The sequence below is a fragment of the Pigmentiphaga litoralis genome (genome assembly GCF_014651835.1).
GTDB lineage: Bacteria > Pseudomonadota > Gammaproteobacteria > Burkholderiales > Burkholderiaceae_B > Pigmentiphaga > Pigmentiphaga litoralis.
On sequence record NZ_BMXQ01000001.1, the window covers coordinates 2748306 to 2775298 of the forward strand.

23 protein-coding genes and 3 pseudogenes are annotated in these 26993 nt (G+C 65.6%); 21 read left to right on the top strand and 5 right to left on the bottom strand.

Going from position 1 to position 26993, the window contains the following annotated elements; genetic code table 11:
• Positions 1–26 precede the first annotated feature (26 nt).
• The 4 genes and pseudogenes from IE116_RS12450 to bioD all read left to right on the top strand — a co-directional run bounded on the left by IE116_RS12450 (position 27) and on the right by bioD (position 4449).
• On the top strand, positions 27–983 hold the full coding sequence (locus tag IE116_RS12450; protein WP_189612861.1) for a helix-turn-helix domain-containing protein: 957 nt from the start codon (positions 27–29) through the stop codon (positions 981–983).
• A gap of 94 nt (positions 984–1077) precedes the next feature.
• Positions 1078–2265: an aminotransferase class I/II-fold pyridoxal phosphate-dependent enzyme gene (locus tag IE116_RS12455; protein ID WP_189612863.1), complete on the top strand. Its 1188-nt coding sequence runs from the start codon at positions 1078–1080 to the stop codon at positions 2263–2265.
• Positions 2262–2984 carry an alpha/beta fold hydrolase gene (locus tag IE116_RS12460; protein ID WP_189612864.1) on the top strand — a complete coding sequence of 241 codons (723 nt, stop codon included), beginning with the start codon at positions 2262–2264 and terminating at the stop codon, positions 2982–2984. The genes IE116_RS12455 and IE116_RS12460 overlap by 4 nt, the downstream gene beginning before the upstream one ends.
• A pseudogene (bioD, locus tag IE116_RS26130) lies at positions 2981–4449 on the top strand (dethiobiotin synthase). Before IE116_RS12460 ends, bioD begins: the two are co-directional and overlap by 4 nt.
• A 22-nt stretch (positions 4450–4471) precedes the next feature.
• Here bioD and IE116_RS12470 read toward each other — a convergent pair.
• Positions 4472–5374 (bottom strand): LysR family transcriptional regulator, encoded by a 903-nt coding sequence (locus IE116_RS12470; RefSeq protein ID WP_189614596.1) that lies wholly within the window; start codon positions 5372–5374, stop codon positions 4472–4474.
• Between the two features lie 153 nt (positions 5375–5527).
• Between IE116_RS12470 and IE116_RS12475 the strand changes: the two genes are divergently transcribed.
• From IE116_RS12475 to IE116_RS12490, 4 genes and pseudogenes are all read left to right on the top strand, one after another.
• Positions 5528–6316, top strand: coding sequence for an SDR family oxidoreductase (locus IE116_RS12475; protein WP_189612866.1), 789 nt, complete (start codon positions 5528–5530; stop codon positions 6314–6316).
• 70 nt (positions 6317–6386) lie between these two features.
• Positions 6387–6671, top strand: a complete 285-nt coding sequence (locus IE116_RS12480; protein WP_189612868.1) for a hypothetical protein — start codon at positions 6387–6389, stop codon at positions 6669–6671.
• Between the two features lie 75 nt (positions 6672–6746).
• A pseudogene (gene aptA / locus IE116_RS12485) lies at positions 6747–8080 on the top strand (omega-aminotransferase AptA).
• 161 nt (positions 8081–8241) lie between these two features.
• The gene (locus IE116_RS12490; RefSeq protein WP_229828125.1) at positions 8242–9594 is read left to right on the top strand and encodes an APC family permease; all 1353 of its coding nucleotides are present in this window, start codon (positions 8242–8244) and stop codon (positions 9592–9594) included.
• A gap of 205 nt (positions 9595–9799) precedes the next feature.
• Here the strand turns inward: IE116_RS12490 and ssb are convergent, their stop codons facing one another.
• A complete protein-coding gene (gene ssb / locus IE116_RS12495; protein ID WP_189612870.1) occupies positions 9800–10306 on the bottom strand; it encodes a single-stranded DNA-binding protein in 507 nt (168 codons plus the stop codon).
• Positions 10307–10493: 187 nt separating this feature from the next.
• Positions 10494–11708 (bottom strand): MFS transporter, encoded by a 1215-nt coding sequence (locus IE116_RS12500; RefSeq protein WP_229828126.1) that lies wholly within the window; start codon positions 11706–11708, stop codon positions 10494–10496.
• A 197-nt stretch (positions 11709–11905) separates the two neighbouring features.
• Between IE116_RS12500 and uvrA the strand changes: the two genes are divergently transcribed.
• Entirely contained in the window at positions 11906–14830 is a 2925-nt protein-coding gene (gene uvrA, locus IE116_RS12505) for an excinuclease ABC subunit UvrA (RefSeq protein WP_189612872.1), read from the top strand.
• Positions 14831–14839: 9 nt separating this feature from the next.
• Here uvrA and IE116_RS12510 read toward each other — a convergent pair whose 3' ends face one another.
• Positions 14840–15406, bottom strand: coding sequence for a TetR/AcrR family transcriptional regulator (locus IE116_RS12510; RefSeq protein WP_189612874.1), 567 nt, complete (start codon positions 15404–15406; stop codon positions 14840–14842).
• Positions 15407–15560: 154 nt separating this feature from the next.
• Between IE116_RS12510 and IE116_RS12515 the strand changes: the two genes are divergently transcribed.
• A complete protein-coding gene (locus IE116_RS12515) occupies positions 15561–16967 on the top strand; it encodes an amidase (RefSeq protein WP_189612875.1) in 1407 nt (468 codons plus the stop codon).
• 65 nt (positions 16968–17032) lie between these two features.
• Here the strand turns inward: IE116_RS12515 and IE116_RS12520 are convergent, their stop codons facing one another.
• A complete protein-coding gene (locus tag IE116_RS12520) occupies positions 17033–17572 on the bottom strand; it encodes an adenine phosphoribosyltransferase (RefSeq protein WP_189612877.1) in 540 nt (179 codons plus the stop codon).
• Positions 17573–17771: 199 nt separating this feature from the next.
• Here IE116_RS12520 and IE116_RS12525 point away from each other — a divergent pair, with 199 nt between their 5' ends.
• The 11 genes and pseudogenes from IE116_RS12525 to IE116_RS26220 form a co-directional block, all read left to right on the top strand.
• A complete protein-coding gene (locus tag IE116_RS12525) occupies positions 17772–18785 on the top strand; it encodes a KpsF/GutQ family sugar-phosphate isomerase (RefSeq protein ID WP_189612879.1) in 1014 nt (337 codons plus the stop codon).
• A gap of 6 nt (positions 18786–18791) precedes the next feature.
• On the top strand, positions 18792–19400 hold the full coding sequence (locus IE116_RS12530; RefSeq protein ID WP_189612881.1) for a KdsC family phosphatase: 609 nt from the start codon (positions 18792–18794) through the stop codon (positions 19398–19400).
• Positions 19401–19412: 12 nt separating this feature from the next.
• Complete coding sequence (gene lptC, locus IE116_RS12535; protein WP_189612882.1) at positions 19413–20009, top strand: LPS export ABC transporter periplasmic protein LptC; 597 nt, start codon at positions 19413–19415, stop codon at positions 20007–20009.
• A 20-nt stretch (positions 20010–20029) separates the two neighbouring features.
• Positions 20030–20647: a lipopolysaccharide transport periplasmic protein LptA gene (lptA, locus tag IE116_RS12540; protein ID WP_189612884.1), complete on the top strand. Its 618-nt coding sequence runs from the start codon at positions 20030–20032 to the stop codon at positions 20645–20647.
• On the top strand, positions 20644–21456 hold the full coding sequence (lptB, locus tag IE116_RS12545; RefSeq protein ID WP_189612886.1) for an LPS export ABC transporter ATP-binding protein: 813 nt from the start codon (positions 20644–20646) through the stop codon (positions 21454–21456). The genes lptA and lptB overlap by 4 nt, the downstream gene beginning before the upstream one ends.
• Before the next feature lie 8 nt (positions 21457–21464).
• Positions 21465–22937, top strand: coding sequence for an RNA polymerase factor sigma-54 (locus tag IE116_RS12550; protein WP_189612888.1), 1473 nt, complete (start codon positions 21465–21467; stop codon positions 22935–22937).
• A 271-nt stretch (positions 22938–23208) separates the two neighbouring features.
• A complete protein-coding gene (gene hpf / locus IE116_RS12555) occupies positions 23209–23544 on the top strand; it encodes a ribosome hibernation-promoting factor, HPF/YfiA family (RefSeq protein WP_179584484.1) in 336 nt (111 codons plus the stop codon).
• 306 nt (positions 23545–23850) lie between these two features.
• A complete protein-coding gene (ptsN, locus tag IE116_RS12560) occupies positions 23851–24327 on the top strand; it encodes a PTS IIA-like nitrogen regulatory protein PtsN (RefSeq protein ID WP_189612890.1) in 477 nt (158 codons plus the stop codon).
• Between the two features lie 112 nt (positions 24328–24439).
• Positions 24440–25369, top strand: a complete 930-nt coding sequence (gene hprK / locus IE116_RS12565; protein WP_189612892.1) for an HPr(Ser) kinase/phosphatase — start codon at positions 24440–24442, stop codon at positions 25367–25369.
• A 37-nt stretch (positions 25370–25406) separates the two neighbouring features.
• A complete protein-coding gene (gene rapZ, locus IE116_RS12570; RefSeq protein WP_189614599.1) occupies positions 25407–26333 on the top strand; it encodes an RNase adapter RapZ in 927 nt (308 codons plus the stop codon).
• A pseudogene (locus tag IE116_RS26220) lies at positions 26330–26989 on the top strand (septal ring lytic transglycosylase RlpA family protein); the annotation flags it as partial. The gene rapZ and the pseudogene IE116_RS26220, both read left to right, overlap by 4 nt.
• Positions 26990–26993: the final 4 nt, after the last annotated feature.

Consider the following 26993-nt stretch of genomic DNA (forward strand, 5'->3'; position numbering starts at 1 on the left):
CCATCCTTCCGTCGCAGGAGTTGTCCATGCAGCCCTATGCCCTTGTCCGGCCTGGCGATAGCTTCGAAACCTGGCACCACGCCACCTGCCGCAACTACTCGACCACGCAAAGCCGCGGCGTCCCGGACCAGCACTTCCGGGCAAGCGTGCGAGTGCGCCCCTTCGGGCCCGTCGCGATCAGCGAGATCGCCTCCGAACTTCGGAATGGCGATCAGCTCGAAGTCACGCGTTCACCTGCCGATATCCGGCGCGATCCGCGTGACGACTTCCTGCTGTGGATCGCCCGAAGCGGAACGACGTGGATCGAGCAGGACGGACGAACTGCCGTTCTTGCGCCCGGCGATCTGGCGTTGCATGACCAGGCCCGTCCGTTTTCGTTGACGTTTGCATCGACGTCGGCGGCGATCATGGTGGTCATGCCTCGTGCGTGTCTGACGGCGCGCGTTCCTGGCGCCGAACGCATGGTGGCCCAACGCATCGCCCGGGACATGCCGCTTGCACGACTGTCGGCCACCCTGGCGCGGCAGGTCGCACGATCGCCAGAAGGCCTGACAGACGCCACGGCAGACCGCCTGTGCGACGCGGCGCTGGATATCTGGTCAACCCTTCTGGACAGCTCGCTCGATCACGCAGGCGAGCAACGGGCTGCGCGCGATACCGCGGCGACGCGGAGGCTGCGCGAGGTCAAGCGCTACATGCTGGACCGGCTGGGCGATCCTGATCTCGATACGGTCACCATCGCGCACACGCACCATGTATCGACCCGGACACTGATCCGCATGTTCGCGGCGGAAGGCGTCACGCCCATGCGCTGGTTGCTGGCGCAGCGTTTGCGGGCAACCCATGAAGCGCTATCCAATGGGTCGGCGCAAAGCGTGACCGATGCCGCCCTCGCCTTCGGTTTCAGCGATCTGTCGCACTTCAGCCGCTGCTTCCGGGCCGCCTATGGTCAGACGGCGCAGGCCGTATTGCGACGTGGATAGAGCCTGCGGTGCGCAATGAGCCCTGTCCACTACACTTCGCCCTCGGCGAATGACGTTGCCGACCTTGCCACCCTTCTGATCTTCAAGTTCATTCATGTCGAAGTTCGATCCCTGCTTCGAGCAGGTCCTTGCCGATGCCACCGCGCGCAATATGCGCCGCAGCGTCCGGCCGCTTGCCGCGGCCGCGCCGGGACGCATCGTCAGCGCGGGCCGCGAGCTGCTCAATTTTTCGGGCAACGATTACCTGGGCCTGGCAAGGCACCCGCTATTGACCGAGCGCGCGGCGGATTGGGCGCAGCGCTACGGTGCGGGTGCGCAGGCGTCGCGGCTGGTCACGGGCACCCTGGATGCGCACACCCAGGTCGAAGCCAAGCTGGCGCGGCTGAAGGGAACCGAGGCGGCGTTGCTGTTTGCCAGTGGCTGGCAACTGAACGCCAGTGTGCTGCCGGCGCTGATCCGGGGACTGGGGACGCGCGGACAGGTCGAGGTTTATACCGACAAGCTGGTACACGCCAGCATGCATCACGGGTGCCAGGCCGCGGGGATCAGGCAGATCCGTTTCCGTCACAACGATCTGGCGCACCTGGATCGTTTGCTGACCGAGCGGGCCGCAGCCGGCGTGCGCCGGATCATCGTGACCGAAAGCGTGTTCAGCATGGATGGCGATCGTGCCGACGTGCCGGCCCTGGCGGCGTTGGCGGATCGGCACGAGGTCTTCCTGTATCTGGACGAAGCCCATGCCACGGGCGTACTCGGCCCGCATGGCATGGGGCTGTCGGGACTGGCGCCGGGTGGCGTCGACCTGATCATGGGGACATTCAGCAAGGCCCTGGGGGGCTTTGGTGCGTACGTGGCAGGGTCGCAGGCGCTGTGCGACTTCCTGGTGAATACATGCTCGGGTTTCATCTATTCGACCGGGCTGCCGCCGTCGGTCCTGGGGGCCATGGATGCGGCGCTGGACCTCGTTCCTGGCATGGACACCGACCGCGCGCATCTGGCGCGGCTGTCGGAAGGCCTGCGTGACGGGCTGCGTGCGCAGGGTCGGGATACCGGTGCGTCGTCGACGCAGATCGTGCCCGCCATGGTGGGCGATGCGGGCGACGCCGTCGCCCTGAGCGCGCGGCTGAACGACGCCGGCATGCTGGCCGTGGCGATCCGGCCACCCACGGTGCCCCCAGGCACGAGCCGCCTGCGCATTGCGTTGAGTGCCGCGCATACCGAAGACGATGTGGACCGTTTGCTCGACGCCCTGGCGCGCGATCCGCTGCGGAGTGCGGCATGACGCCGGTGCTGTGGTTCGTGCATGGGTGGGGCTTCGATGCAGGCGTGTTCGATGCGCTGGCGGATCGATTGGAGCCGATTTCGCGGTCGACGTCGCAGTCAGTTTCGCAGCCGATCTCGCAGCTTCGCTACGACGCCGGCTACGTGGGTTCGGCGCTGCTTCAGCCCCCCATTGAGCCCTTCATCGCCGTCGCGCATTCATTCGGAATGATGCGTGTACTGAAGAACCTGGCGCCGCACTGCATGGGCATCGTCTGCCTGAACGGCTTTGCACGCTTTTCGGCGGCGCCGGACTTTGCTGCGGGGACGCCCTTGCGGCTGATCGACCGGATGCTGCAGCGGCTGCGGCAGGATCCGATGGGCGTGGTCAACACGTTCCGGGCCCGATGCGGCGCGGCGCCCTATCCGGCAACGACCGGGCTCGATGTGGATGCGCTGTTCGCGGACCTGTCGGCGCTGCGCGATGACGATGTCCGGGCTGCACTGGCAGCGTGCCCGGTGCCAATCGTGGCGGTGGCCGCTGACGACGACCCCATCGTTTCGCCGGCCATGACGGCGATGACGTTCGCGACGCGTTCGAGCACGCCGCCAGTCATGCTTGCGGAAGGGGGTCACTTGTTGCCGGTGACGCACCCTGCCGAGTGCGCGGATGCCGTGCGGCGGGTGATCCAGCTGCTGCAGGCGCCGCCGAACGTATCGCTGACGGGGTCCGGCTCATGACCGCACTCGCCCGGCGCGATGCGATCGCCGCACGGTTCGCCCGCGCGGTGGCCCGTTACGACGACCATGCCGACGTGCAGCGGCATGCCGCGTCGACATTGGCTGCGCGGATCGCGGCGCTGCCCCTGCCGCTGCGCCCCCGGGTCCTGGAAATCGGCTGCGGCACGGGCCTGCTGACTGCTGCGTTGGCCCGGCATATTGCCGCGGCCGACTGGACGATTACCGACATTGCGCCAGAAATGGTGGCTGCCACCCGGCTGGCAGCCGACACGGGTCGGATCGACCTGACGGGTACCGCGCACTACGCCTGCCTGGACGGCGAACATCCCGATGGATCCCACGTGGGGCAGTACGACCTGGTGTGTTCCAGCCTGGCCGTGCAATGGTTCAACGATCTGCCCGCGGGACTGCAACGCCTGGCCGCCTGCCTGGCGCCGGGCGGCACGTTGGCCGTCAGTACACTGACCGCCGATACCTTCAAGGAATGGCGCGACGCGCATCGCCACTTCGATCTGCGGGCTGCCACGCCGGATTACCCCGATGCGGGAACGCTTGCCCGCGCCCTGCCCGGCCACGCCGGCAGCGTCACCATCGATCCACAGCGCGTGCGCTTTGCCGACGGCCTGGGCTTTGTGCGCAGCCTGAAAGGCATCGGCGCGACCTTGCCGCGAGAGGGCGCCCGGGCGCTGCGTCCTTCTGATTTTCGGCGGGTGCTGTCTCGCTTCACGGATGACGGTGCCACCGTGACGTACGAGATCGCCTATGGCGTGTGGCAACGCGCGGGCGATGCTTCATGATCGACACCCCCACATGCGCGCATCGCGGCGTCTTCGTCACCGGCACGGACACCGGCGTCGGCAAGACGCTGATATCCGCCATCCTGGCCAAGGCCTGGCAGGCCGATTACTGGAAGCCATTGCAGACCGGCGTGGCGGACGAGCCCGGCGATACGCCCAGCGTGGCCTTCCTGGCAGACATGGCCCCCTCGCGTGTGCATGCGCCCGCCGTGGTGCTGCAGGCGCCGCTGCCCCCCTGGGCCGCCGCGCCGCTGGAGGGCGTGCGGATCGACACCCATGCGCTGACCTGCCCCGCAACGCACGCACCGTTGGTGGTGGAGGGCGCGGGCGGCCTGCTCGTTCCCATCGATGACGACACGATGATGATCGACCTGATCGGGCGCCTGGCCCTGCCCGTGATCCTGGTTGCGCGCAGCGGGCTCGGCACCATCAATCACACGCTGCTGAGCCTGCATGCGTTGAAGGCAGCAGGCATCGCGGTAGCGGGGGTGGTGATGAACGGACCGCCGTCCCCGAGCAATCGTTTAGCGATCGAACGATTCGGCGGGGTGCCGGTGATGGCGGAAGTGCCGGCCCTGGATGTCGTCGACGCCGGGTCGGTCGCCGCGATGGCCGCGCGCATGCCGACACTGGCGTCGGTAATGGAAGCGCTCGCGGCTCGCCCCTGATGGAAGCGCTCGCCGCTTGCGCTTAGATCGCGCCTGCCGTTTTGGCATCGGCAAAGACCTGCGTCAACCAATCCACGAACACCCGCACGCGCGGCGACATGTGCCGGCTTTGCGGATACAGCACCGACACCGGCATGGGCGGCGGCGGGTGCTGCGGCAGCAGCTCGATCAACGTGCCGTCATCGAGCAGCGTCGCAAGGCGATACCTTGGCACCTGGATCATGCCCAGCCCCGCCAGCCCCGCCGCGGTATAGACCTCGGCGCCGGACACCGTCACCCGGCCGCCGATCTCCACATCTGTCTGCGTTCCCTCCACCATGAACTCGAAGGGATAGCGCCTGCCCGTTGACGACACATAGTTGATCGCGCGGTGGCTGGCCAGGTCGTCCAGCGAGGCGGGGCGGCCGAATTGCCGCACGTACCCGGCACTTGCGCAGGTCACCTGCTGCAGGCTAGCGACCCGCCTGCCGGTCAAGGACGAGTCGCCCAGCGTTCCCGCCCGCAACACGCAATCGACGCCTTCACGCACCAGATCGACAAAACGATCGGCCTCGCTCACCGCCAGTTCGATGTCCGGAAAACGGTCCATGAACGCCGGCAAAGCCGGGATGACAAACTGCCGCGCCAGCGACCCTTGCAGGTTCACCCGCAACAATCCCTTGGGCGCGACGGTACGGAAGGCGTTCTCGGCATCCTCGATTTCAGCCAGCAGGTGCAGGCATCGTTCGTAGTAGGCATCGCCGTCCAGCGTGGGCTCCACCCGGCGGGTGCTGCGCTCCAGCAGCCGGGCGCCCAGATGGGCTTCCAGGGCGTTGATGGTGTGCGTCAGGGTCGCGCGGGGCATGTTCAGGTCGTCGGCCGCAAGGGTGAAACTCTTGCGTTCGTAGATGCGGACAAAGACCTTCATCGCGCGAAGCGTATCGATGGGCATGGAAGGATTCCAGAAGGGCGCACACCGATTGTTGCACGGAGATTGTTGTGCAATCTTGAATAATAACGTCAAGGCCAAGGGCTTTATCTGGCCCGCACGATGGCGCACCATGCAGTCATTGCCACGCTGATTCAAGGAGCTTTTGCCATGACGACCCCAACGACTTCGACCCAGAACGCCACCCCGAATGCCCTCCCCGCCGCAGGGCATGCCGGCGTCGCGATCATCACCGGCGCATCCCGCGGCATCGGCGCGGACATTGCCCGCCGCCTGGCCCATGATGGCTATGCCGTCGTGGTCAACTACGCCAGCCGGGCCACCGATGCCGACGCATTGGTCGCGTCGCTGACCGCCGACGGTCACCGCGCCATTGTCGTGAAGGCCGACGTGGCGCAGTCCGCCGACGTGCAGCGGCTGTTTGACGAGACCGAACGCCAACTGGGCAAAGTCGATGTCCTTGTCAACAATGCCGGCATTCTGACGACGATGCCGCTGGCCCAGACCAGCGACGAACTGTACGAGTCGACTTTTGGCGTCAACGTGCGCGGCACCTTCAACACCCTGCGCGAAGCCGGCAAGCGGCTCAATGACGGCGGCCGCATCGTCAACTTTTCCAGCACCACCCTGGCCCTGAACCTGCCGGGGTACGCGGTCTACAACGGCACGAAAGCCGCTGTCGAAGCCTTTACGCGGGTCTTCTCGAAAGAACTGCGCGGCCGCCAGATCCGCGTCAATGTGGTGGCCCCGGGCCCGGTCGCGACCGACCTGTTCCTGAATGGCAAGACCGAAGAGCAAGTGCAGCAGTTTGCCAAAATGCCCCCGCTGGAACGCCTGGGCCAGACCGACGACATCGCCAAGGTCGTGGCCTTCCTGGTCAGCAAGGAATCGGGCTGGGTGAATGGGCAGGTTCTGCGCGCCAACGGCGGCCTGGCCTGAGCTGAAAGCCAGGCTGACGCCTGATGGGGGCGCCGGTATCCGCAAATCCATAGATCTCTCAGGACGCCCAATGCATACCTTGATTGCGACCGCTGTCGGCGTGCTCTTCCTTGGCATCCTGCTCGGCGCCGGGCGCGCGTTGCGCCTGCCGAACCGCGCCGTCGACGCGGCCTTCGTCATCGTGTGGCTGGCCGCGACGGTTGTGCATGGGCACCGGGGCATCCTTGCCGGCCAGACCCTGCTGACCGAGATCCTGGTGGGTCTGGCGGTGTTCGGCGTGCCGTTGGCCGCACTGATCGCCCTCCGGAGTACCTCGCGCAGCAAGGCGGCCCGCCGGCAGATTTTCACCTCGTAGCCAAAGGGGACTGGCCGCCAGCGGCGCGGCTGGCCATAATCGCAGTTCTCTCTCTTCCTTGAGCGACGCTGCGGCATGGCATCCCCTTCCTCTTCCTCTCCCTCCCCTTCCGACCTGTCCGCCTACTGGATGCCGTTCACGGCCAACCGGGACTTCAAGGCGCACCCGCGCATGCTGGTCTCGGCCGAAGGCATGTACTACCGCGACGACGCCGGCAACGCCGTGCTCGACGGAACGGCAGGACTCTGGTGCGTACCCCTGGGACACAGCCAGCCGCGCATCGTGTCGGCCGTGCAAAAGGCAGTCGCCACGCTGGACTACGCGCCCTCGTTCCAGATGGGTCACCCGTCGGCGTTCGAACTGGCGGACCGCCTGCGTGACTACACCGGCGGCCGCTTCAGCCAGATCTTCTTTACCGGGTCGGGGTCGGAATCGGTCGACAGTGCACTGAAGATTGCACTTGGCTACCATCGAGCGCGCGGCGAACCGACCCGTACGCGCTTCATCGGCCGCGAACGCGCGTATCACGGCGTGGGCTTCGGGGGCATGTCGGTGGGCGGCATTCCCGGCAATCGCAAGACCTTCCACGCATCGTTGCTGCCGGGGGTGGACCATCTTCAGCATACGCACGATCTGGCCCGCAACGCCTTCAGCCGCGGCGTGCCGCAACATGGCGCCGAGCTTGCCGATGAGCTGGAACGGCTGGTGACGCTGCACGATGCATCGAACATCGCGGCTGTGATTGTCGAACCGGTGTCGGGATCCACAGGCGTGCTCATCCCGCCCGTGGGCTACCTCAAGCGCCTGCGGGACATCTGCACCAAACATGGCATCCTGCTCATCTTTGACGAGGTCATTACCGGCTTCGGGCGTCTGGGCACCCCGTTCGGGTACGACTATTTCGACGTCATGCCGGACATGGTCACCACGGCCAAGGGGGTCACCAACGGCGTCGTGCCGATGGGCGCCGTCATGGTCCAGCCGCATGTGTATGACGCCTTCATGCACGGCCCGGCCGGCATCGAACTGGCGCACGGCTACACCTACTCGGGCCACCCGCTGGCCTGCGCGGCCGGCCTCGCCACGCTGGATATCTTTGAACAGGACGGCATTCTTGAACATGCTCAAAGCGTGGTCGAGTACTGGCACGACGCCGCGTTCGCGCTGCGCGACGCGCCGAACGTCATCGACATTCGCGCCATCGGCATGGTCATCGGCATCGAACTCGCGCCGCGAGCCGGGCAGCCCGGCGCACGCGCCTTCGAAGCCTTCCGCCGCGCCTTGCCGATGGACTGCTGATCCGGGTCACCGGAGACATCATCGCGCTGTCGCCGCCCCTCGTGATCGAAAAAGCGCAGATCGACGAACTGTTCGACAAGCTCGGAAAGGTATTGCGCAGCCTGGACTGATCGATTGCTCGCGTCTGGCGATGGGCGATACGCCACCATCGGCGGAGCTTGCGGATCGGACTATCGCAGTATTCGATTATCGGATTATCGGCCGCTGACCCTGCCCGCACGTTGGGGCAACTCTCACTCAAGCGCATGCCTAGCGCCGCGCAAGGAATGCCATGTCGTCCCAGGAATTGCCTTCGACCGGTGAGCCGGCCATGCGTGATGTGAGCGGTGAGCCCCTGCGCCGCGCCATTACCGGCCCCCTGTTGCTGTTCTTTATTCTGGGTGACGTGCTTGGCGCAGGCGTCTACACCCTGGCCGGCACCATCGCCGGCCGCGTCGGCGGCGCACTGTGGGCCCCGCTGCTGCTCGCCCTGGTCTTTGCGCTGCTGGTGGCCGGGTCGTACGCCGAACTCGTCACCAAGTATCCACGCGCAGGCGGCGCCGCGGTATATGCCGCCAAGGCCTTCAAGCGGCCGGTCATCTCGTTCCTGGTCGGCTTCTGCATGGTGGCCGCGGGCGTGACCAGCGCCGCCGGCTTGGCCGTCGCCTTCGCGGGCGACTACCTGAGCGCGTTCATTCCCGTTCCCCCCACCGCCGCCGCGCTCGTCTTCCTGGTCGCCATCGCCCTGCTCAACGCCCGCGGCATCAAGGAATCGCTCAGCGCCAACCTGGTCATGACGCTGATCGAGCTCTCGGGCCTGCTCATCGTCATCGCCTGCGGCGTCTACCTGGTGTCTCAAGGACAAGGCAACTTCGGCCAGCTGACCGAATTCCGCCCCGGCGTGTCGCCCGGTGTCGCCGTGCTCGGCGGCGCCCTGCTTGCCTTCTATTCCTTCGTCGGGTTCGAAACGTCCGCCAACCTGGCCGAAGAAGTCCGCGACGTGCGCCGCGTCTACCCCATCGCCCTGTTTGCGTCGCTGCTTATCGCCGGCCTTGTGTACGTGCTGGTGGCCCTGGCCGCATCGTTGATCGTCCCGATCGATCAACTTGCCGACTCGTCGGCCCCGCTGCTGGAAGTCGTACGCGCGTCCGGCCTCGGCATCCCGCCCCGCTGGTTCGCCGTCATCGCCCTCGTCGCCGTCGCCAACGGCGCCCTGCTCACCATGATCATGGCCAGCCGCCTGACCTACGGCATGGCCCGCGAAGGCCTGCTGCCCAGCCGCCTCGCCAGCGTCTTGCCGGTGCGCCGCACGCCCGGCATGGCCATCCTGTGGACCACCCTCGTCGCAATGGCCCTGACCTTCACGTCCACCCTCGAAGTCCTGGCCGGCACGGTCGTGCTGTTGCTGCTGGTGGTGTTCCTGAGCACCAACATTGCCGTGCTTGTGCTGCGCAAGGACGTCGTTGCCGAGAAGCACTTTCGCGTGCCGACCATCGTGCCGTGGCTGTCGATCGGATGTTGCCTGCTCCTGGCGTCGCAGCAGAGTCTGGAGACGGTGGTGCGGGGCGGCGGGTTGCTGCTGCTGGGGGTGGTGTTGTTCGGGTTGACGCGCCTGGGAAGCGGCGCGCCGCGAACCACGCAATAACGCGAACGCGTCCTGCGCTTGGCGATGGCCTCTGCTCGTAAAAGGCCAAACCTGCATGATCAGGGATCGGCTTTCCGTCGATCCATGGAGCGAGGGGCTGACTCACCTATGCCCATGCTGCAGCATGCTGGACTACGGGTGGCGTTGTGCCCAAAGAAAAACCCCGCGTTGCCGCGGGGTTCGGGGTACCAGACTGCCTGAACGATCAGAACGGAATATCGTCGTCCATGTCCGCAAAGTTCGGCGCGGCATTGTTGTTCGACCCCTGCGACGCTGCGGGACGCGGGCTGCTGGCCGGACGCGCGGCCGGGCGGGCGGCCGGGGCGTTGTAGGTCTGGTCGCCGCCATCATTGCCGCCGCCACCACCGCCGCCTTCACGGCCACCCAGCAGTTGCATCTGGTCAGCCACGATTTCGGTCGTGAATTTGTCGGCGCCGGTGTCCTTGTCCTGCCACTTGCGCGTCTTCAGACGACCTTCGACGTAGACCGGGCGGCCTTTCTTGAGGTATTCGCCGGCGATTTCGGCCAGGCGGTTGTAGAACACCACGCGGTGCCATTCGGTTTCTTCACGCTTTTCGCCTGACGTCTTGTCTTTCCAGCTGGACGTGGTGGCGATGGATACGTTGCAGATTGCCGCGCCATCGGGGCTGTAGCGGACTTCGGGGTCGCGTCCCAGGTTGCCGACGAGGATTACTTTGTTGACGGATGCCATTCCACTTTCTCCAAATGATTCAATTGCGATGTCGGGCTGCGCGCGTCGGCGGGTGGGGCACTGAACGCCGCCGGTCGCAGCCCGTCATGATTCGTTCGATGGGCCCGGGCCACCATTCGGGGTGGCTCGTATGACCCGGATATTTCGGTCCTGCCTGCAAGCCGTTACGCACGACCCGCTGGCGCCATCAGGACGCCGCGGCCTGTCGCGCCGTCCGGCGTGGCGGCAGGGGTGTCAGCCGCCAGGTGGCAATCAGCCATATTACCGCGAGCACGGCGGCCAATACGTATACCGCCGAAGAACTTACGTGCGACGACAGGTAGCCGCCCAGCGCGCCCCCAACGAACAGCCCGGCGGCCTGGCTGGTGTTGTAGAAACCCAGGGCCAGGCCCTTGACCGTCGGCGGCGCAACCCGCGACACGAGGGACGGCTGCATGGCCTCCAGCACGTTGAAGACCGAGAAAAACGCCGTCAGCGCGATGACCAGCGCCACATAATGCGCCTGCGCCCAGACCAGTCCAATACAGACCAGCAGCAAGGCCCCGACGGCCCCGCGCATGGTCTGCCGGTGGGTCGAGAACCTTTCGGTCACGCCAATAATGGGCACCATCACCAAAAACGACACCACGATCACGGGCAGATAGACGCGCCACAGGGTGCTGGCCTCGAGCCCGCCGATGCGCACCAGCGTGGCCGGAACGACCACGAACAAGGCGACCTGGATCAGGTGCAGCGTGAATACGCCAAGGTTCAGGCGCAGCAGATCGGGGTTGAGCAACACCGTACGGAAGGGGATTTTGCCCACGGAAGGCGGCGTGGGGGGTGCGGCAGGCACGACCCAGGCGGCCACGCCCAACGCCGCCAGGCCCAGCGCGGCGATGGTCCAGAACAGGCCCGGCAGCCCGCCCCAGCCGACCAGCAGCGGCGCCAGCACCAGGGAAACCGCAAACGTAATGCCGATCGACACGCCAATCAGGGCCATGGCCTTGGTGCGGACGTGATCGCGGGTCGCGTCGGCCAGCCACGCGGTGACGGCAGCGGAAATGGCGCCGGAGCCTTGAATGGCCCGCCCGACCGTGATCCAGAACAGGTCATCCGAGGTCGCACAGACGATGCTGCCCAGCACGAACAGGATGAGCCCGAACACGACGACCGGCCGGCGGCCCCATTTGTCGGACGCGATGCCGAAGGGAATCTGCATGAACGCTTGCGTCAGTCCATACATGCCCAGGGCCAAGCCGACGCGGGCAGGGTCGGTTCCGCCCGGCAGGCCCTGCGCTGCGACGGCAAATACCGGCAGCAGCAGGAACAGCCCCAGCATCCGGCACATGAAGAGTCCCGCCAGCGAGAAACTGGCGCGCCGTTCGGACGGGGTCATGCGGAAGGAGTCAGGAGCGGTCATCAGGACGCATGAGTGCAGCGAGGGCGGATCGGATAGGCGCGCGATATTGCAGCGCGTTATAGTACCAAGTTGGCTTTTGACCGGGTTGGACGCATGCGCCCCGCCGGCCGATGCCGGAACAGCAAACGGATGAAGCAAACTGATGGGTTGCAGAGTAATGAACGGCAAAGCGGGTGCAGCACAATGGATGTAATGTCATGGACGTAATACGCATCCGGGGCGCCCGCACGCATAACCTCAAGAACGTGTCGCTGGAATTGCCGCGGCACCAGTTGGTGGTGATTACCGGCTTGTCGGGGTCGGGCAAGTCGTCGCTGGCGTTCGATACGCTTTATGCCGAAGGCCAGCGGCGGTATGTCGAGAGCCTGTCCGCGTACGCCCGGCAGTTCCTGCAGCTCATGGACAAGCCCGAGGTCGACCTGATCGAAGGCCTGTCGCCGGCGATCTCCATCGAACAGAAGGCGGCCAGCCACAATCCGCGGTCCACCGTGGGCACCGTCACGGAAATCCACGACTACCTGCGCCTGCTGTTTGCGCGGGTGGGTACGCCCTACTGCCCCGATCACCTGCTGCCCCTGCAAGCGCAAAGCGTGAGCCAGATGGTCGACGCCACGCTGGCCATGTCGCCCGAAATGCGCCTGGCGATCCTGGCGCCGCTGGTGCGCGACCGCAAGGGCAGCTTCGAAGACGACCTGGCCAGCCTGCAGGCGCAGGGTTTCGTGCGGGTCCGGGTCGATGGCGAGGTCATGGATATCTCCAGCGTTCCGCCCTTGAAGAAGAACGACAAGCACGATATCGACATCGTGATCGACCGGCTGCGGGTGCGTCCGGAAGCGCAGCAGCGCCTGGCTGAAAGCTTCGAAACGGCGATTACGTTGGCCCAGGGCCGCGCGATCGTGCTGGAACTGGACGCGTCCGAAGATGAAACGCACGGCAAGGAACATCTGTTTTCCAGCCGCTATGCCTGCCCCGTGTGCAGCCACAGCCTGCCGGAACTGGAACCGCGCCTGTTCAGCTTCAATAATCCGGTGGGCGCCTGCCCGACCTGCGACGGCATCGGCCATGTCGGCTTTTTCGACCCGAAACGTGTCGTGGCCTTTCCGGAACTGAGCCTGGCCAGTGGCGCCATCAAGGGCTGGGACCGCCGCAATCCTTTCTATCACCAGTTGCTGACCAACCTGGCGGCCTTCTACGAGTTCGAGGTCGACACGTCCTTCGAGGAACTGCCTGCCGAAGTGCAGGAACGGGTGCTCTTCGGGTCCGGTGAACAGGAAATTCCGTTTACCTATGTGAACGAGAAGGGCCGCACGTCGGTCAAGACGCATGCCTTCGAAGGCGTGATTCCGAACCTGGAACGGCGCTGGAAGGAAACCGAGTCGGCCACGGTGCGCGAAGAACTGGGCAAGTACCGAAACATCAAGACCTGTCCGGACTGCGGCGGCTCGCGCCTGCGCCGCGAAGCGCGGTTCGTGAAGGTCGGCGAAGGTGAACAGGGCCTGGCCATCTATGAGCTGGAAGCCCTGCCCCTGGCCGAGTGCCTGCGCTGGTTCGAGGAACTGGCCCTGACCGGCGCCAAGCGCGACATTGCCGATCGTATCGTCAAGGAAATCGCGTCCCGCCTGTCTTTCCTGAATAACGTCGGCCTGAATTACCTGTCGCTCGATCGCAGCGCGGACACCATTTCGGGTGGCGAGGCGCAGCGGATTCGGCTGGCCAGCCAGATCGGCTCGGGCCTGACCGGCGTGATGTATGTGCTGGACGAACCGTCGATCGGTCTGCATCAGCGCGACAACGACCGGCTGATCGACACCCTGCGCCACCTGCGCGACCTGGGCAACAGCGTGATCGTGGTCGAGCACGACGAAGACATGATCCGCGCGGCCGACTGGGTCGTCGACATGGGGCCGGGCGCGGGCGAACACGGCGGCGAGATCGTGGCCGAAGGTACGCCTGCGCAGGTGTTGGCCGACCCGAAGTCATTGACCGGCCAATACATGAGCGGCGCGCTGGCGATCGCCGTGCCGGCCCGACGGCCAGTGCATGACGAAGCCGACCTGAAGTGGCTGCACCTGCTGGGCGCATCGGGCAACAACCTGAAGTCGGTCGACCTGCACATTCCGGTCGGCCGCCTGGTGTGCATTGCCGGCGTGTCGGGCTCGGGCAAGTCCACGCTGATCAACGACACCCTGGTGCCGACGGTCTCGCAGCACCTGTACAACAGCCAGACCGAGCCGGCGCCGTATGTGTCGATCGACGGGCTCGACCACTTCGACAAGATCATCAGCGTCGACCAGAGTCCGATCGGCCGCACGCCCCGCAGCAACCCGGCGACGTATACGGGCCTGTTCACGCCGATCCGCGAACTGTTTGCCGGCGTGCCCGAGTCGCGGGCGCGGGGCTACGACCCCGGCCGCTTCAGCTTCAACGTCAAGGGCGGCCGCTGCGAAGCCTGCCAGGGCGACGGCATGGTCAAGGTGGAAATGCACTTTCTGCCGGACATCTACGTGCCCTGCGACGTCTGCCACGGCAAACGCTACAACCGCGAAACGCTGGAAATCCGCTATCGCGGCCGGAACATCAGCGAAGTGCTGGACCTGACGGTCGAGCAGGCCCTGACCTACTTCGAAGCCGTGCCCGCCATCGCGCGCAAGCTGCAGACCCTGATCGAGGTCGGCCTGGGCTACATCCGCCTGGGCCAGAGCGCGACCACCCTGTCGGGCGGCGAGGCGCAGCGCGTCAAGCTGTCGCAGGAACTGTCCAAACGCGGCACCGGCAGCACGCTGTACATCCTGGATGAGCCGACCACCGGCCTGCACTTCCACGACATCGCCCTGCTGCTGGAAGTCATCGGCCAACTGGTCATTGCCGGCAACACTGTGGTCGTGATCGAGCACAACCTGGACGTCATCAAGACGGCGGACTGGGTGATCGACATGGGGCCGGAAGGCGGCGATGGCGGTGGGCAGATCGTGGCCCAGGGGACGCCGGAAGACATCGCCCGGAATGCGGACAGCCACACCGGCAGGTATCTGGCGCGCTTGCTCGAGACCGCGGCCAGCGCCAAGAAGGCGTCCAAGCCGGCCCGGGCCAGCAAGAAAGTGGCGGATTCGGACGCGGTCTAAGGGACCGGGTCAGCCGGGCAACAGTCCGGCTTCGCGGTAGTTGGTAATCAGCGTGTCGAAGAGCGAAATGTCGGCGCGACTTCTGGCGATCAGCTGGGCGCCCGCGACCGCGGCGAAGATGGCGCGTGCCCTGGCCTCGGCGCCATCAGCATGGACCGCCTTTGCGGCCAGCAGCATCTTCGCCAGCCACGCGACGTTCACGTCGGTAAAGGTCTGGACTTCCGCCTGCACGGCCTCGGGCAGATCGTCGTATTCGGCCGCCATGAAGCTGCACAGGCACATGCGGTTGTCGCGCTCCAGCGACTGGCGAAAAATCTCCGGATAACGACGCAGGCTGGCCACGGGGTCGCCCGTGCCGTCGGCAATCGCCTCCAAGGCCGCCGACGTGTCTTCCCAATAGCGGCGCGCTACCGCGGCACCCAGATCCGCTTTGGTAGGGAAGTGGTAGTGAATGCTCGCACTCTTAATGCCCACCTCCGCACCCAGCTCACGGAAATTGAGTCCGGCGTAGCCGTGCGCCTGTGCAGTGCGTGTGGCAGCGGCCAGGATGGCTTCTTTGGCGTTGATCAGGCTCATGCGTTCGTCTCGACGGGGGCGCCCGGACATCGGGCGTGGATCGGGCATTCTACCGCCCACCAACCAAATCTACCAACTGATAGATAGTCTTTGACAACGTCCGTAAACTCCTTCTACTATTTGTCTACCAACTGATAGATAGATGATGCCAACCATGACGAACCTGACCCGCTACGACGCCACCCACCTTGCCGAACTGATCCGCAACCGCGACGTGTCGCCGGTGGAAGTCGTGCAGGCCCACCTGGACCGCATTGCCGAGGTCGATCCCAGCATCAACGCCATCGTGACGATCGCCGATCAGGCGCTGGCCGAGGCCAAGATGGCCGAAGCGGCCGTCTTGCGCGGCGACGATCTTGGCCCGCTGCATGGCGTGCCGTTCACCGTCAAGGATTCGATCGATACGGCCGGCGTACTGACCCAGCGCGGGTCGCCCATTTTCAAGGGACGCAATCCCGATGCCGATGCGACCAGTGTCGCCCGGCTCAAGGGCGCCGGCGGCATCCTGCTCGCCAAGACCAACCTGCCGGAATTTTCGTACTGGATCGAGAGCGACAACCTGCTGTCTGGCCGCACCAACAATCCTTGGAATCTGGCGCGCACCCCGGGTGGATCCAGTGGCGGCGAATCCGCAGCCATCGCGGCGGGCATGTCGCCGCTGGGCCTGGGAACGGATCTGGCCATTTCTGTCCGTGGCCCGGCGGCGCAGACGGGCATCACGTCATTGAAGGCCACCCATGGGCGCGTGCCAATGACGGGCATCTGGCCCCGCGCGCCCCGCCGCTTCTGGCATGTCGGGCCCATGGCGCGCAGCGTGCGCGACATTGCCCTGGCCTATTCCGTCCTGGCGGGTCCGGACGGACAGGATGCGTTTTCGTCGAGCATCGGGCCCGTCCAGCCTGCCAGTGGCGCCTTGAACACCGGCCCGCTGCGCGTGGGCTGGCTGGTCGAACCCGGGTTCGGTCCGATTGATCCCGAAGTCGCCGCCACCGTCCGGGCTGCAGCCGGGGCCATGCGCCAGGCCGGGCACACCGTCGACGCCGTCCGCATCCCGGCGTTGGAACGCGACTTTGCCCTGGACGTGTTCAATCGCTTGCACATCATGGAAATGAAGCCGGCCTTCCAGGCTGCCACGGCGGGCCGCCGCGACGACGAGATCTATCTGATGGCCCGAACCATGCTGGCCACGCCCGACACGTCGATGGCCGACTTCATCGACGCCGAACAGGCCGCGGAGCGCCTGCGCGACGGCTTTGCCGACTACTTTTCGCGCTACGACCTGCTGATCACACCCGTACAACCGATTCCGGCGCAGCCCCATGGCACGACAGAATTCCGGATCAACGGCCAGACGGTCGACGCGACCTATCTGCAAGGGTCCACCGTGCCGCTTAACCTGACGGGGCTTCCGGGCATGTCGATGCGTTTCGGCACCAGCCACGATGGGATGCCCATCGGCATCCAGCTCGTGGCGACCTGGCAGGCCGAGGCCACGCTGCTTCGCGCCGCGGCGCAACTGGAAGCCGTCAGCCCGGTCCGGGATCGGCATCCTTCGCTCTGAAAGCAAAAGATCCCGCCACACGGGTGACGGGATCTTTTTCTTCAATAAGCAGGCTGATGACAGGGTCAGTCGGGGAACGCGCACACCGCGTACAGATCCAGCCCCGACGCCCGTATCCGGTCGCCGCCGCCCAGCGACGGCAGATCCACGATCGCCGCGGCTTCGACCACGTTGGCCCCCAGGCGCTGCAGCAGCTTGGCGCCCGCCAGCAAGGTGCCGCCCGTCGCCACCAGATCGTCCATCAGCAATACCCGTTGCCCGGGCCGCACGGCGTCGGCATGCATCTCCACCGCCGCACTGCCGTACTCCAGCGCATACTCTTCCGAGATCGACGCGAAGGGCAGCTTGCCTTTCTTGCGCACTGGCACGAACCCCAGGTTCAGCTCGTAGGCGACCACGCTGGCCAGGATGAACCCCCGGGCGTCGATGCCTGCCACCAGGTCCAGCCGCTGCCCCATGTAGCGATAGACGAACATGTCGATCAGCGCGCGGAACGTCTTGGGATCCTGCAGCAACGGCGTGATGTCGCGGAACATCACCCCCGCTTGCGGCCAGTCCGGCACCGTACGAATACGGTCGCGGATGTAATTGGGGTCCAGAAACATCGGCAGTCCAAGGAGAGTAAGCACTAAAAAACGCGGCGCAGCCGGTCAAGCAAGGACCGTGCCTTGCTACTATACTGGTAGGTCCGCTGAATTAAACTACGGCAAAAGTAACCCGGCCAGCGTCGGCACGCTCTGTTTTTATCACTTCGTGTCGGCCGCCCGCGTCGCACTGCCACACTCCGGTCACAATCGCAGCCCCATGACAGCTTCGCTTCCCACGACAGGTACTGCTCGCGTTCCCGTGCCGAACGCCGCCGACGCATTGCCGTCCGCGCGCCGCACGCTCACGATCGAAGCGCAAGCCCTCGTGACGCTGGCCGAGCGGCTCGACGCCCGCTTCGAAGCGGCGGTCGAGATCCTGCTCGCCTGCCGCGGCCGCGTCGTGGTCAGCGGCATCGGCAAGTCCGGCCACATTGCCCGCAAGATCGCCGCCACCCTGGCATCCACCGGCACGCCGGCCTTCTTTGTGCACGCGGCCGAAGCCGTCCACGGCGATCTGGGCATGATCACGTCCGACGACGTCATGCTGGCCATCTCCTATTCGGGCACCACGGCCGAACTGCTGACGATCGTTCCGGCCGTCAAACGGATGGACGCCAAGCTCATCAGCATTACCGGCAACCCGCATTCCGAACTCGCCAAACTGTCCGATGTCCACCTGAATGGCGGCGTCGACATCGAAGCCTGCCCGCTGAACCTCGCGCCCACCGCCAGCACCACCGCCGCCCTCGGGCTGGGCGACGCGCTGGCCGTGGCCTGTCTGGAAGCCCGGGGCTTCGGTCCGGAAGACTTTGCGCGCTCGCACCCGGGGGGCGCGCTGGGCCGGCGCCTGCTGACGCACGTGCGCGACGTGATGCGAACCGGCGACGCGATCCCGGTGGTGTCGGTTGATGCGTCCATTACCGAAGCCCTGATCGAAATCACCCGCAAGGGCATGGGCATGACCGCCGTCCTGGACGGCAGCGAACTGGTCGGCATCTTTACCGATGGCGACCTGCGCCGCCTGATCGAGCGCGAAGGCGATATCCGCAGCCTCAAGGTTGCAAGCGGCATGACGCGGTCGCCGCGCCATGTCGGCCCCGACGCGCTGGCGGTCGAAGCCGCCGCGCAAATGGACGAAAACCGCAAGAACCAGCTTCTGGTCCTGGATGACACGGGCCGCCTCGTCGGCGCCCTGCATACCCATGACCTGATGGCAGCAAAGGTGCTCTGAACCCCGATGGCAATGAAACTGACCCCTTCCCACCCCGCCGAAGCACTGATCCTGGCGCGCACATCGCAGGCTGTCTGCGAACGGGCGACGCGCCTGCGTCTCATGATCTTCGACGTGGACGGCGTGCTGACCGACGGCTCCCTGCTCTACGGCGAGCACGGTGAATCCATCAAGGCCTTCCATGCGCTCGACGGGTTCGGCATCCGCATGCTGCAGGAAAGCGGCATCCTGGTGTCCTTCATTACCGGGCGCGACTCGCCCATCGTGGCGCGCCGCGCGGCCGACCTGGGTATCTCGGACGTGCAGCAGGGCGTGCGCGACAAGTCGCAGGCCGTGACGGTGCTGGCGCAGCGGCATGGCCTGGACATGGAACACATCGGCTTCATGGGGGACGACGTGATCGACCTGCATGCCATGCAGCGCGTGGGTTTTGCCGCCAGCGTGCCCGAGGCGCCGCCGTACGTGGCCCAGGCCGCGCACTGGATTTCCAGCCGCCCGGCCGGCACCGGCGCCGCCCGCGAATGCTGCGACCTGATCCTGGCCGCGCAAGGACGCCTGGGCGGCTTCATCGCCGGCCGGCCGCGCGCCCCGCTCACCGTCGGTTCACCGCAATAAGCCAGGGCCGCCATGAAAGACCGTCTCGCCTCTGCCGTATCCATCATCCTGCTGGTATCGCTCGTGGCCGGCACATGGTGGGCGGCCGACTATGCGCAGCGGGCGGTCACCACCGACCCGCCGCGGCGGCTCACCCATGAAATCGACTCGTATGTCGAGGATTTCGTGATGGTGCGCAGCGATCCCGCCGGGCTGCCCAGCACCCGCATGGAAGGCAAGCGACTGGTGCATTACCCCGACGATGACTCGTCCGAGGTGACCCAGCTGCGCGCGGTCAACCAGCGCGCCGACCGGCCGACCACGGTGGTCTCGTCGAATTTCGCGCGGATGGATGAAGACGGCGCGCGTATCGACATGCGGGGCAACGTCGACTTCCAGCGCATGGCGGCCCAGGGCCGGGATGCCCTGACGATCCGCAGCGAACAGATGACCCTGCGCCCCGACGAAGACCTTGCGTTTACCGATCAGCCCGCCACGATCCTGAACGGACGCTCGCGCATCCAGGGCCGCGGCATGCGCTACAACAACGTCACGCGCGAGTTGTCGATCGCGCAGCGCACTCAGGTAGAAATCACCCCGGGGAAATCCCCCGCACCGCGGCAGCCCTAGACAAGGACAAGAAAATCATCGTGCCGAACCTTTCATTTACCCGCCTCGCCGCGCAGGCGCTGATCGCGATCGCCAGCGTGACCCTGACCGCCGGCGCCGCAGTGGCAGCCAAGACCGACAACCAGCAGCCGACCCTGGTGGATGCCGACTCGCTGCGGTATGACGACCTGAAGCAGACGAGCGTGTTCACAGGCAATGTCGTGCTGACCAAGGGCTCGCTGACGCTGCGTGCCGACCGCCTCGAACTGCGCGAAGACCCCGAGGGCTTCCAGCATGGCGTCGCCACCGCGACCGGGAGCAAGCTCGTGTTCGTGCGCCAGCGCCGTGAAGGCACCGACGAATACATCGAAGGCGAAGCCGAGCGGGCCGAGTTCGATGGCCGCAACGACAAGATCCACTTCATCTCGCGCGCGGTCGTCAAACGCCTGGCGTGCGAACAGGTGGTGGACGAAGTCCGCGGCCAGCAGATCACGTATGACCAGCGCGCCGAAACGTACAGCGCCAACGGCGGTCCGCGGGCCGCCACGCCGAACCAGCGCGTGCGCACCGTGATCCAGCCGCGCGAAAGCGGCGGCGCCGCGCCGGACAATGGCTGCGCGCGCCCCGGCGCACCGGCCGCCGCCAAGGGGGGCCGATGAACCATCCCGTCACGCCTCCTGTGGTCGAGGACGCACCGGCCTCGGCCGTGGGCGGCCAGACGAAGCAGTCGGGCAAGCTGCGCGCCACCGGCCTGCGCAAGGCCTATTCGGGCCGCACCGTTGTCCAGAACGTGTCGCTTGAAGTCGATGGCGGCGAAGTGGTGGGCCTGCTCGGCCCGAACGGCGCCGGCAAGACCACCTGCTTCTACATGATCGTCGGCCTGGTGCCGGCCGATGCGGGCAGCATCGACATCGACGGCGAATCGATCACGGCGCTGCCGATCCACCAGCGCGCGCGGCGGGGCCTGTCCTATCTGCCGCAGGACGCCTCGGTGTTCCGCCGCCTCACGGTCGAGCAGAACATCCGCGCCGTGCTGGAACTGCAGCGCGACGAACACGGCGTCACGCTCAAGTCGGCCCGTGTTGCCGAACACCTTGAAGCGCTGCTTGAAGAACTGCAGATCGGCCATATCCGGAGCAATGCTGCGATCTCGCTGTCGGGTGGCGAACGCCGCCGAGTCGAAATCGCACGCGCACTGGCCACCAATCCCCGCTTCATCCTGCTGGACGAGCCGTTTGCGGGTGTCGATCCGATCGCAGTGATCGAGATCCAGCGCATCGTGCGATTCCTGAAGGGACGGGGCATCGGCGTGCTGATCACCGACCACAACGTTCGCGAAACTCTCGGTATCTGCGACCGTGCCTACATCATCAGTGAAGGGACCGTGCTGGCCAATGGCCATCCGGAAGAAATCGTGGGCGACCCCGCGGTGCGGCGCGTGTACCTGGGGGAACACTTCCGCATGTAGCGGTGACTATGCTTAAACCTGGCCTTCAACTTCGCACCTCCCAGCACCTGGCGCTGACGCCGGCACTGCAGCAGTCCATCAAGCTGCTGCAATTGTCCACGCTCGAACTCGAACACGAGATCGAGCAGATCCTGCAGGAAAATCCGCTGCTCGAACGCGATGAAGACGCGGCGATCGGGAACTTGCGCGTCGACGCCGATGGCAGCATGCACGAGACCCAGCGCACCGAGGCCCCGGCCGAGACGCCCGCCGATTCGAGCGAGCCGTCGACGGCGGTGGACGACGCGCGCGAGACGCAGGACACGCACGACATGCCCGAGCTGCATCGCCCGGGCTCCGAGCATGACGACGACACGGCGCCGCAACTGGCGGCGCGTTCGACGTCGCTGCGCGAGCACCTGCATGAGCAGCTGTCGCTGACGCAGGTCACGCATCGTGACGGCGCCCTGGTGGGCGCGCTGATCGACGAACTGGACGACAACGGCTACCTGACGACCCCGCTGGACGAGATCGCGGCCCTGTTCCCGCCCGAGCTCGACATCGACGAAGACGAACTGCGCTCGGCCCTGGGCCTGCTGCAATCGTTCGACCCCACCGGGGTCGGCGCCCGCAACATGGCCGAGTGCCTGCGCCTGCAGTTGCGGGATCCCGACCTGGACTGCCTGCCCGAAGCGCGCGACCCCCACGTGCTGCACTGCGCCCGCGCCATTGTCGTGGACCATCTGGCCCTGCTTGGCGCGCGGGACTACGCCAAGCTGCGCAAGGCGCTGAGCTGCGACGACGACCTGCTGCGCTCGGCGCAGACCCTGATCCGCAAGCTCGATCCCCGGCCCGGCTCGAAGTACTCGGCGCCGGCCGCCGATTTTGTGGTGCCCGACGTGGTCGTGCGCAAGGTCGGCAACCAGTGGCGCGCCATTCTGAACTCCGACGCCGTGCCCCGCCTGCGGGTCAATCAGATGTACGCCCAGATTCTCAAATCCGAGCGGGCATCGGCCCATCCGGGCCTGTCCTCACAGCTGCAGGAAGCCCGCTGGCTGATCCGCAATGTGCAGCAGCGCTTCGACACGATCCAGCGCGTGGCGCAGGCCATCGTCGAGCGTCAGCACGGCTTTCTGAACCACGGCGAAGTCGCCATGCGCCCCCTTGTGTTACGTGAAATAGCAGATACACTAGGGCTGCACGAGTCGACGATCTCGCGGGTGACTACCCAGAAATACATGCTCACCCCGCTCGGCACGTTCGAACTCAAGTACTTCTTCGGCAGCCATGTGGCAACGGAAACCGGCGGGGCAGCGTCCTCGACGGCGATCCGGGCTTTGATCAAACAGCTTGTTTGCGCGGAGGAACCCACCCAGCCGCTATCCGACAGCCAGCTTGCGCAGATGCTTGGAGAGCAAGGCATCGTGGTGGCCCGGCGCACTGTCGCCAAGTACCGCGAAGCCCTGAAGATTCCCCCCGTCTCCCTGCGCAAGGCGATCTAGCCGAGCCGCACCCCCCGCCCCGACCGTCGCGAAACATCCCGACATCGCTGCTTGCAACTCAGCTATTGAAGGCTTCGGATACGAGCCCATCTGAACGTCATCGGTTGATGCATTGGCTCGCTACTTTTGTTGCGTGGCTTGGTCCGGAGACCCTCCTTTCCGCGACGCAACCAAAGTGGCATGCGAGTGCCACGATGCCGGCTCCCGCTTACGCAGGGGCTGGCAGGTTTTGGGGAGATCCCTCCCCAGACAGCTTCAAGGAGGGCTTTACATGAATCTGAGCATCAGCGGTCATCACCTCGTGGTCACTCCCGCCATCCGGGAGTACGTCATGAACAAGATCGAGCGGGTTTTGCGTCATTTCGATCATGTCATCGACATCCAAGTGATCCTTTCGGTAGAAAAGCTGAAGCATCTGGCCGAAGTCACCGTGCACCTCAAGGGCAAGGACATCCATTGCGAGGCCCAGGAAGATAATCTGTACGCCGCGATCGACACGCTGGTCGACAAGGTGGACCGCCAGGTCATCAAGTACAAGGACAAGATCCAGACCACCCGCGTCACGATCGACGAAGCGCCCAAAAGGCAGATCCCTGCCGATCTCTGATCGCAGGCAGATTCCTGCCGCATCCTGACGGCACGGATACTGACGCCGCGCTCTGATCGAGCCGCCGGCAAGTGACACCGGCCCGGACGACCACCATGGCGTGGTCAACTCTCCCGGGCCGGCGCGGAACTCTCACCGCGACATAGCATCCAAACGGATGAAATTCCAGTAAGAAATAGGCATAAACATCCCGATTGAGTGACAGGTCGGACATGCTGGCTATAATCGACGTCCAAGGCCAAGCGCTGTCACCTCTGGTTCCTTTCCTGTGCAAGGCATTTCGTGCACGGGCCGGTCGCCCACACTATGAATCTGATTTCTCGGATATTGCCCCCCTCCAACGTCCTGCTCGAGCTGGAAGTCACCAGCAAGAAGCGGGTCTTCGAGCAGATCGGGCTCCTGTTTGAAAACAATCACGGTATCGCCCGGTCGGTCGTGTTCGATAGCCTGTTTTCGCGCGAGCGCCTCGGGTCCACCGGACTCGGCCAGGGCGTCGCGGTGCCGCACGGGCGCATCAAGGGCCTGACCGAAGCGGTTGCCGCGTTCGTGCGTCTGGCGGCGCCCATCGGGTTCGAAGCGCCCGACGGCAAGCCGGTACAGTTGCTCGTGTTCCTGCTGGTGCCCGAACAGGCCACCCAGATGCACCTCGAGATCCTGTCCGAACTTGCGCAGATGTTGTCCAACCGCGCGCTGCGCGACGCCCTGCTGGCTGAACCTTCGGCCAGCGCCGTGCATTCCCTGCTCACGCACTGGGAGCCGGCACAGTCGGACGCAACGGCCTGACGCGGCGGCCCCCCACCACACGGGCCACGCGCGCCCGGCATTGCTGTCCCTGGCTTGAGCAGGTCCTGCCATCCCACCTTCCGGTACTTTTTTCCGGGTGTTCCGATACGTGATGCTGACAATTGAAAAGCTGGTCGACGACAACGCGGACAAGATCAGCCTGACCTGGCTGGCCGGCCGCGGCAGCGCCGGGCGTTCGCCCCTGCCGGCGACCTGTCTGGCCGCTTCCGACCTGGTCGGCCACCTGAACCTGATCCATCCTTCGCGGATCCAGGTGTTCGGGCATGAAGAGCTGTCGTATTACACGCGCTTTGAACTGCGCAAGCGTGCGCACCACCTGGACGAACTGATCGCCGGGGGCGTGCCCGCCATCATCATGGCCGACGGTCTGGCGGCTCCGGAAGACATCATCACGCACTGCGAACAGCAAAATGTCGCGGTGCTGGCTTCGCCCAAATCGGCGGCCCAGGTGATCGACCTGCTGCGGATCTATCTGGCCAAGAAGCTGGCGCCCATGACCACCGTGCACGGTGTGTTCATGGACGTGCTGGGCATGGGCGTGCTGATCTCGGGCGAATCGGGCCTGGGCAAGAGCGAACTGGCGCTGGAACTGATTTCTCGCGGCCACGGCCTGGTGGCCGACGATGCCGTCGAGTTCTCGCGGATCGCGCCCAACATGATCGAAGGCCGGTGCCCGCCGCTGCTGCAGAACCTGCTGGAAGTGCGCGGGCTGGGCCTGCTGGACATCCGGGCCATCTTTGGCGAAACGTCGGTGCGGCGCAAGATGAAGCTCAAGCTGATCGTGCACCTGGTGCGCACCACGTCGCCCGAAGCCAACTTCGAACGCCTGCCGCTGCAGGCGCAAACGCAGGAGGTCCTCGCGCTGCCGATCCGCAAGGTCGTGCTGCCCGTTGCCGCCGGCCGCAACCTGGCCGTGCTGGTCGAGGCCGCGGTACGCAATGTCATATTGCAGTTGCGCGGCATCGATACGATGCGGGACTTCATGGAACGCCAGGCGCAAGCCATCCAGAACGGCAGTTGATTTCCACTCCGACGGTTCACCCATGCAAAACCAGGCAGTGCTTCGCGTCGTCTTCATCACCGGTATTTCCGGGTCCGGCAAGTCGGTTGCGCTCCGGACGCTGGAAGATGCCGGCTACAACTGTGTCGACAACCTGCCCGTTCGCTTCCTGCAGGAATTCGTGGCGGCTGCCCGCGACGAAGACCAGCAGCGCGTGGCGGTATCGATCGACGCGCGGTCCAGCGGCGACATCGCCAGCCTGCCGCGCATCATCGTCGCGCTGCGCCAGATGGGCACCGAAATCCGCGTGGTCTTTCTGGATGCCGACACCAATACGCTGGTAACCCGGTATTCCGAATCGCGCCGGCGCCATCCATTGACGCAGAAGCTGTATCACCAGGGCGTCGCGCCCTCGGTCGAAGCGTGCATTTTCAGCGAGCGCGAACTGTTGGGCCCCCTGCGCGAACTGGGCAACGTGATCGACACCACCGGGCTGACGCCGGGCCAGTTGCGCGCCTGGGTGCGCAACGTCGTGCACGCCGACAGCCATCCGCTGGTGCTGACCTTCGAGTCGTTCGCGTTCAAGGAAGGTGTGCCGCTGGACGCCGACCTGATGTTCGACATGCGTTGCCTGCCCAATCCGCACTACGATCCGCTGCTGCGGCCACTGACCGGGCGCGACGCGCCGGTGGCAGCCTACCTTGCCGGGATTCCAGTCGTTCAACGGATGATCGATGATATTGCCGGCTTTATCCGGACTTGGCTTCCCCAGTACATGCAGGACACTCGAAGCTACCTCACGGTGGCGATTGGCTGCACTGGCGGCAAGCATCGGTCGGTATACGTGGTGGAGCAGCTGGCCGCGCTGTTTGCTGACCAAGGCCAGGTGCTGGTGCGCCACCGCGCGCAAAAACAATTCGACCTGCATGACCAGGTTGCTCACGATCTGGTCCCTCACGTCCCTGCCCGGAGTGCCGCGCGATGACCCTGACGCCCAGCCGCTACACCGTTTTGGCCGCCACCCTTGCCGCGTTCGCGCTGGCCGGCTGCGGCAGTTCGCCGACCAAGAGCGGTGGCAGTGTGGCGTCTTCGGGCAGCAAAGGCGGTGGCTACTACAAGGACGACGGCCCGGAAGACAACCCGCCCGCCAATCTGGATCTGGTGCCCGACGCCCTGCCCCAGCTCGAGCCGCTGGCCAGCGGGGCGAACAAGCCGTATGTGATCTTCGGCAAGCGTTACGTGCCAGATACGACGCAGCAGGGCTACACCGCGCGTGGGGTGGCATCGTGGTACGGCAAGAAATTCCATGGCGCGCGAACCTCGAACGGCGAGATCTACGACATGTACGCCATGACCGCTGCCCACCCGACCATGCCGATTCCCAGCTACGCGCGGGTCACCCGGGTCGCCAACAACAAGTCCGTCATTGTCCGGATCAACGACCGTGGACCGTTCCACGGCGACCGCCTGATCGACTTGTCGTACACGGCGGCGCACAAGCTGGGCATTCTGGGCAAGGGCAGTTCTGAAGTGGTAGTGGAGCTGCTGATGCCCGCCGAGATCGCGCGGATACGCGCGGAGCGCAACGGCCAGCCGGTGCTGGCCATGGCGCCGGCGGCGCCTGCGGGCATGGCGGCGCTCTCTG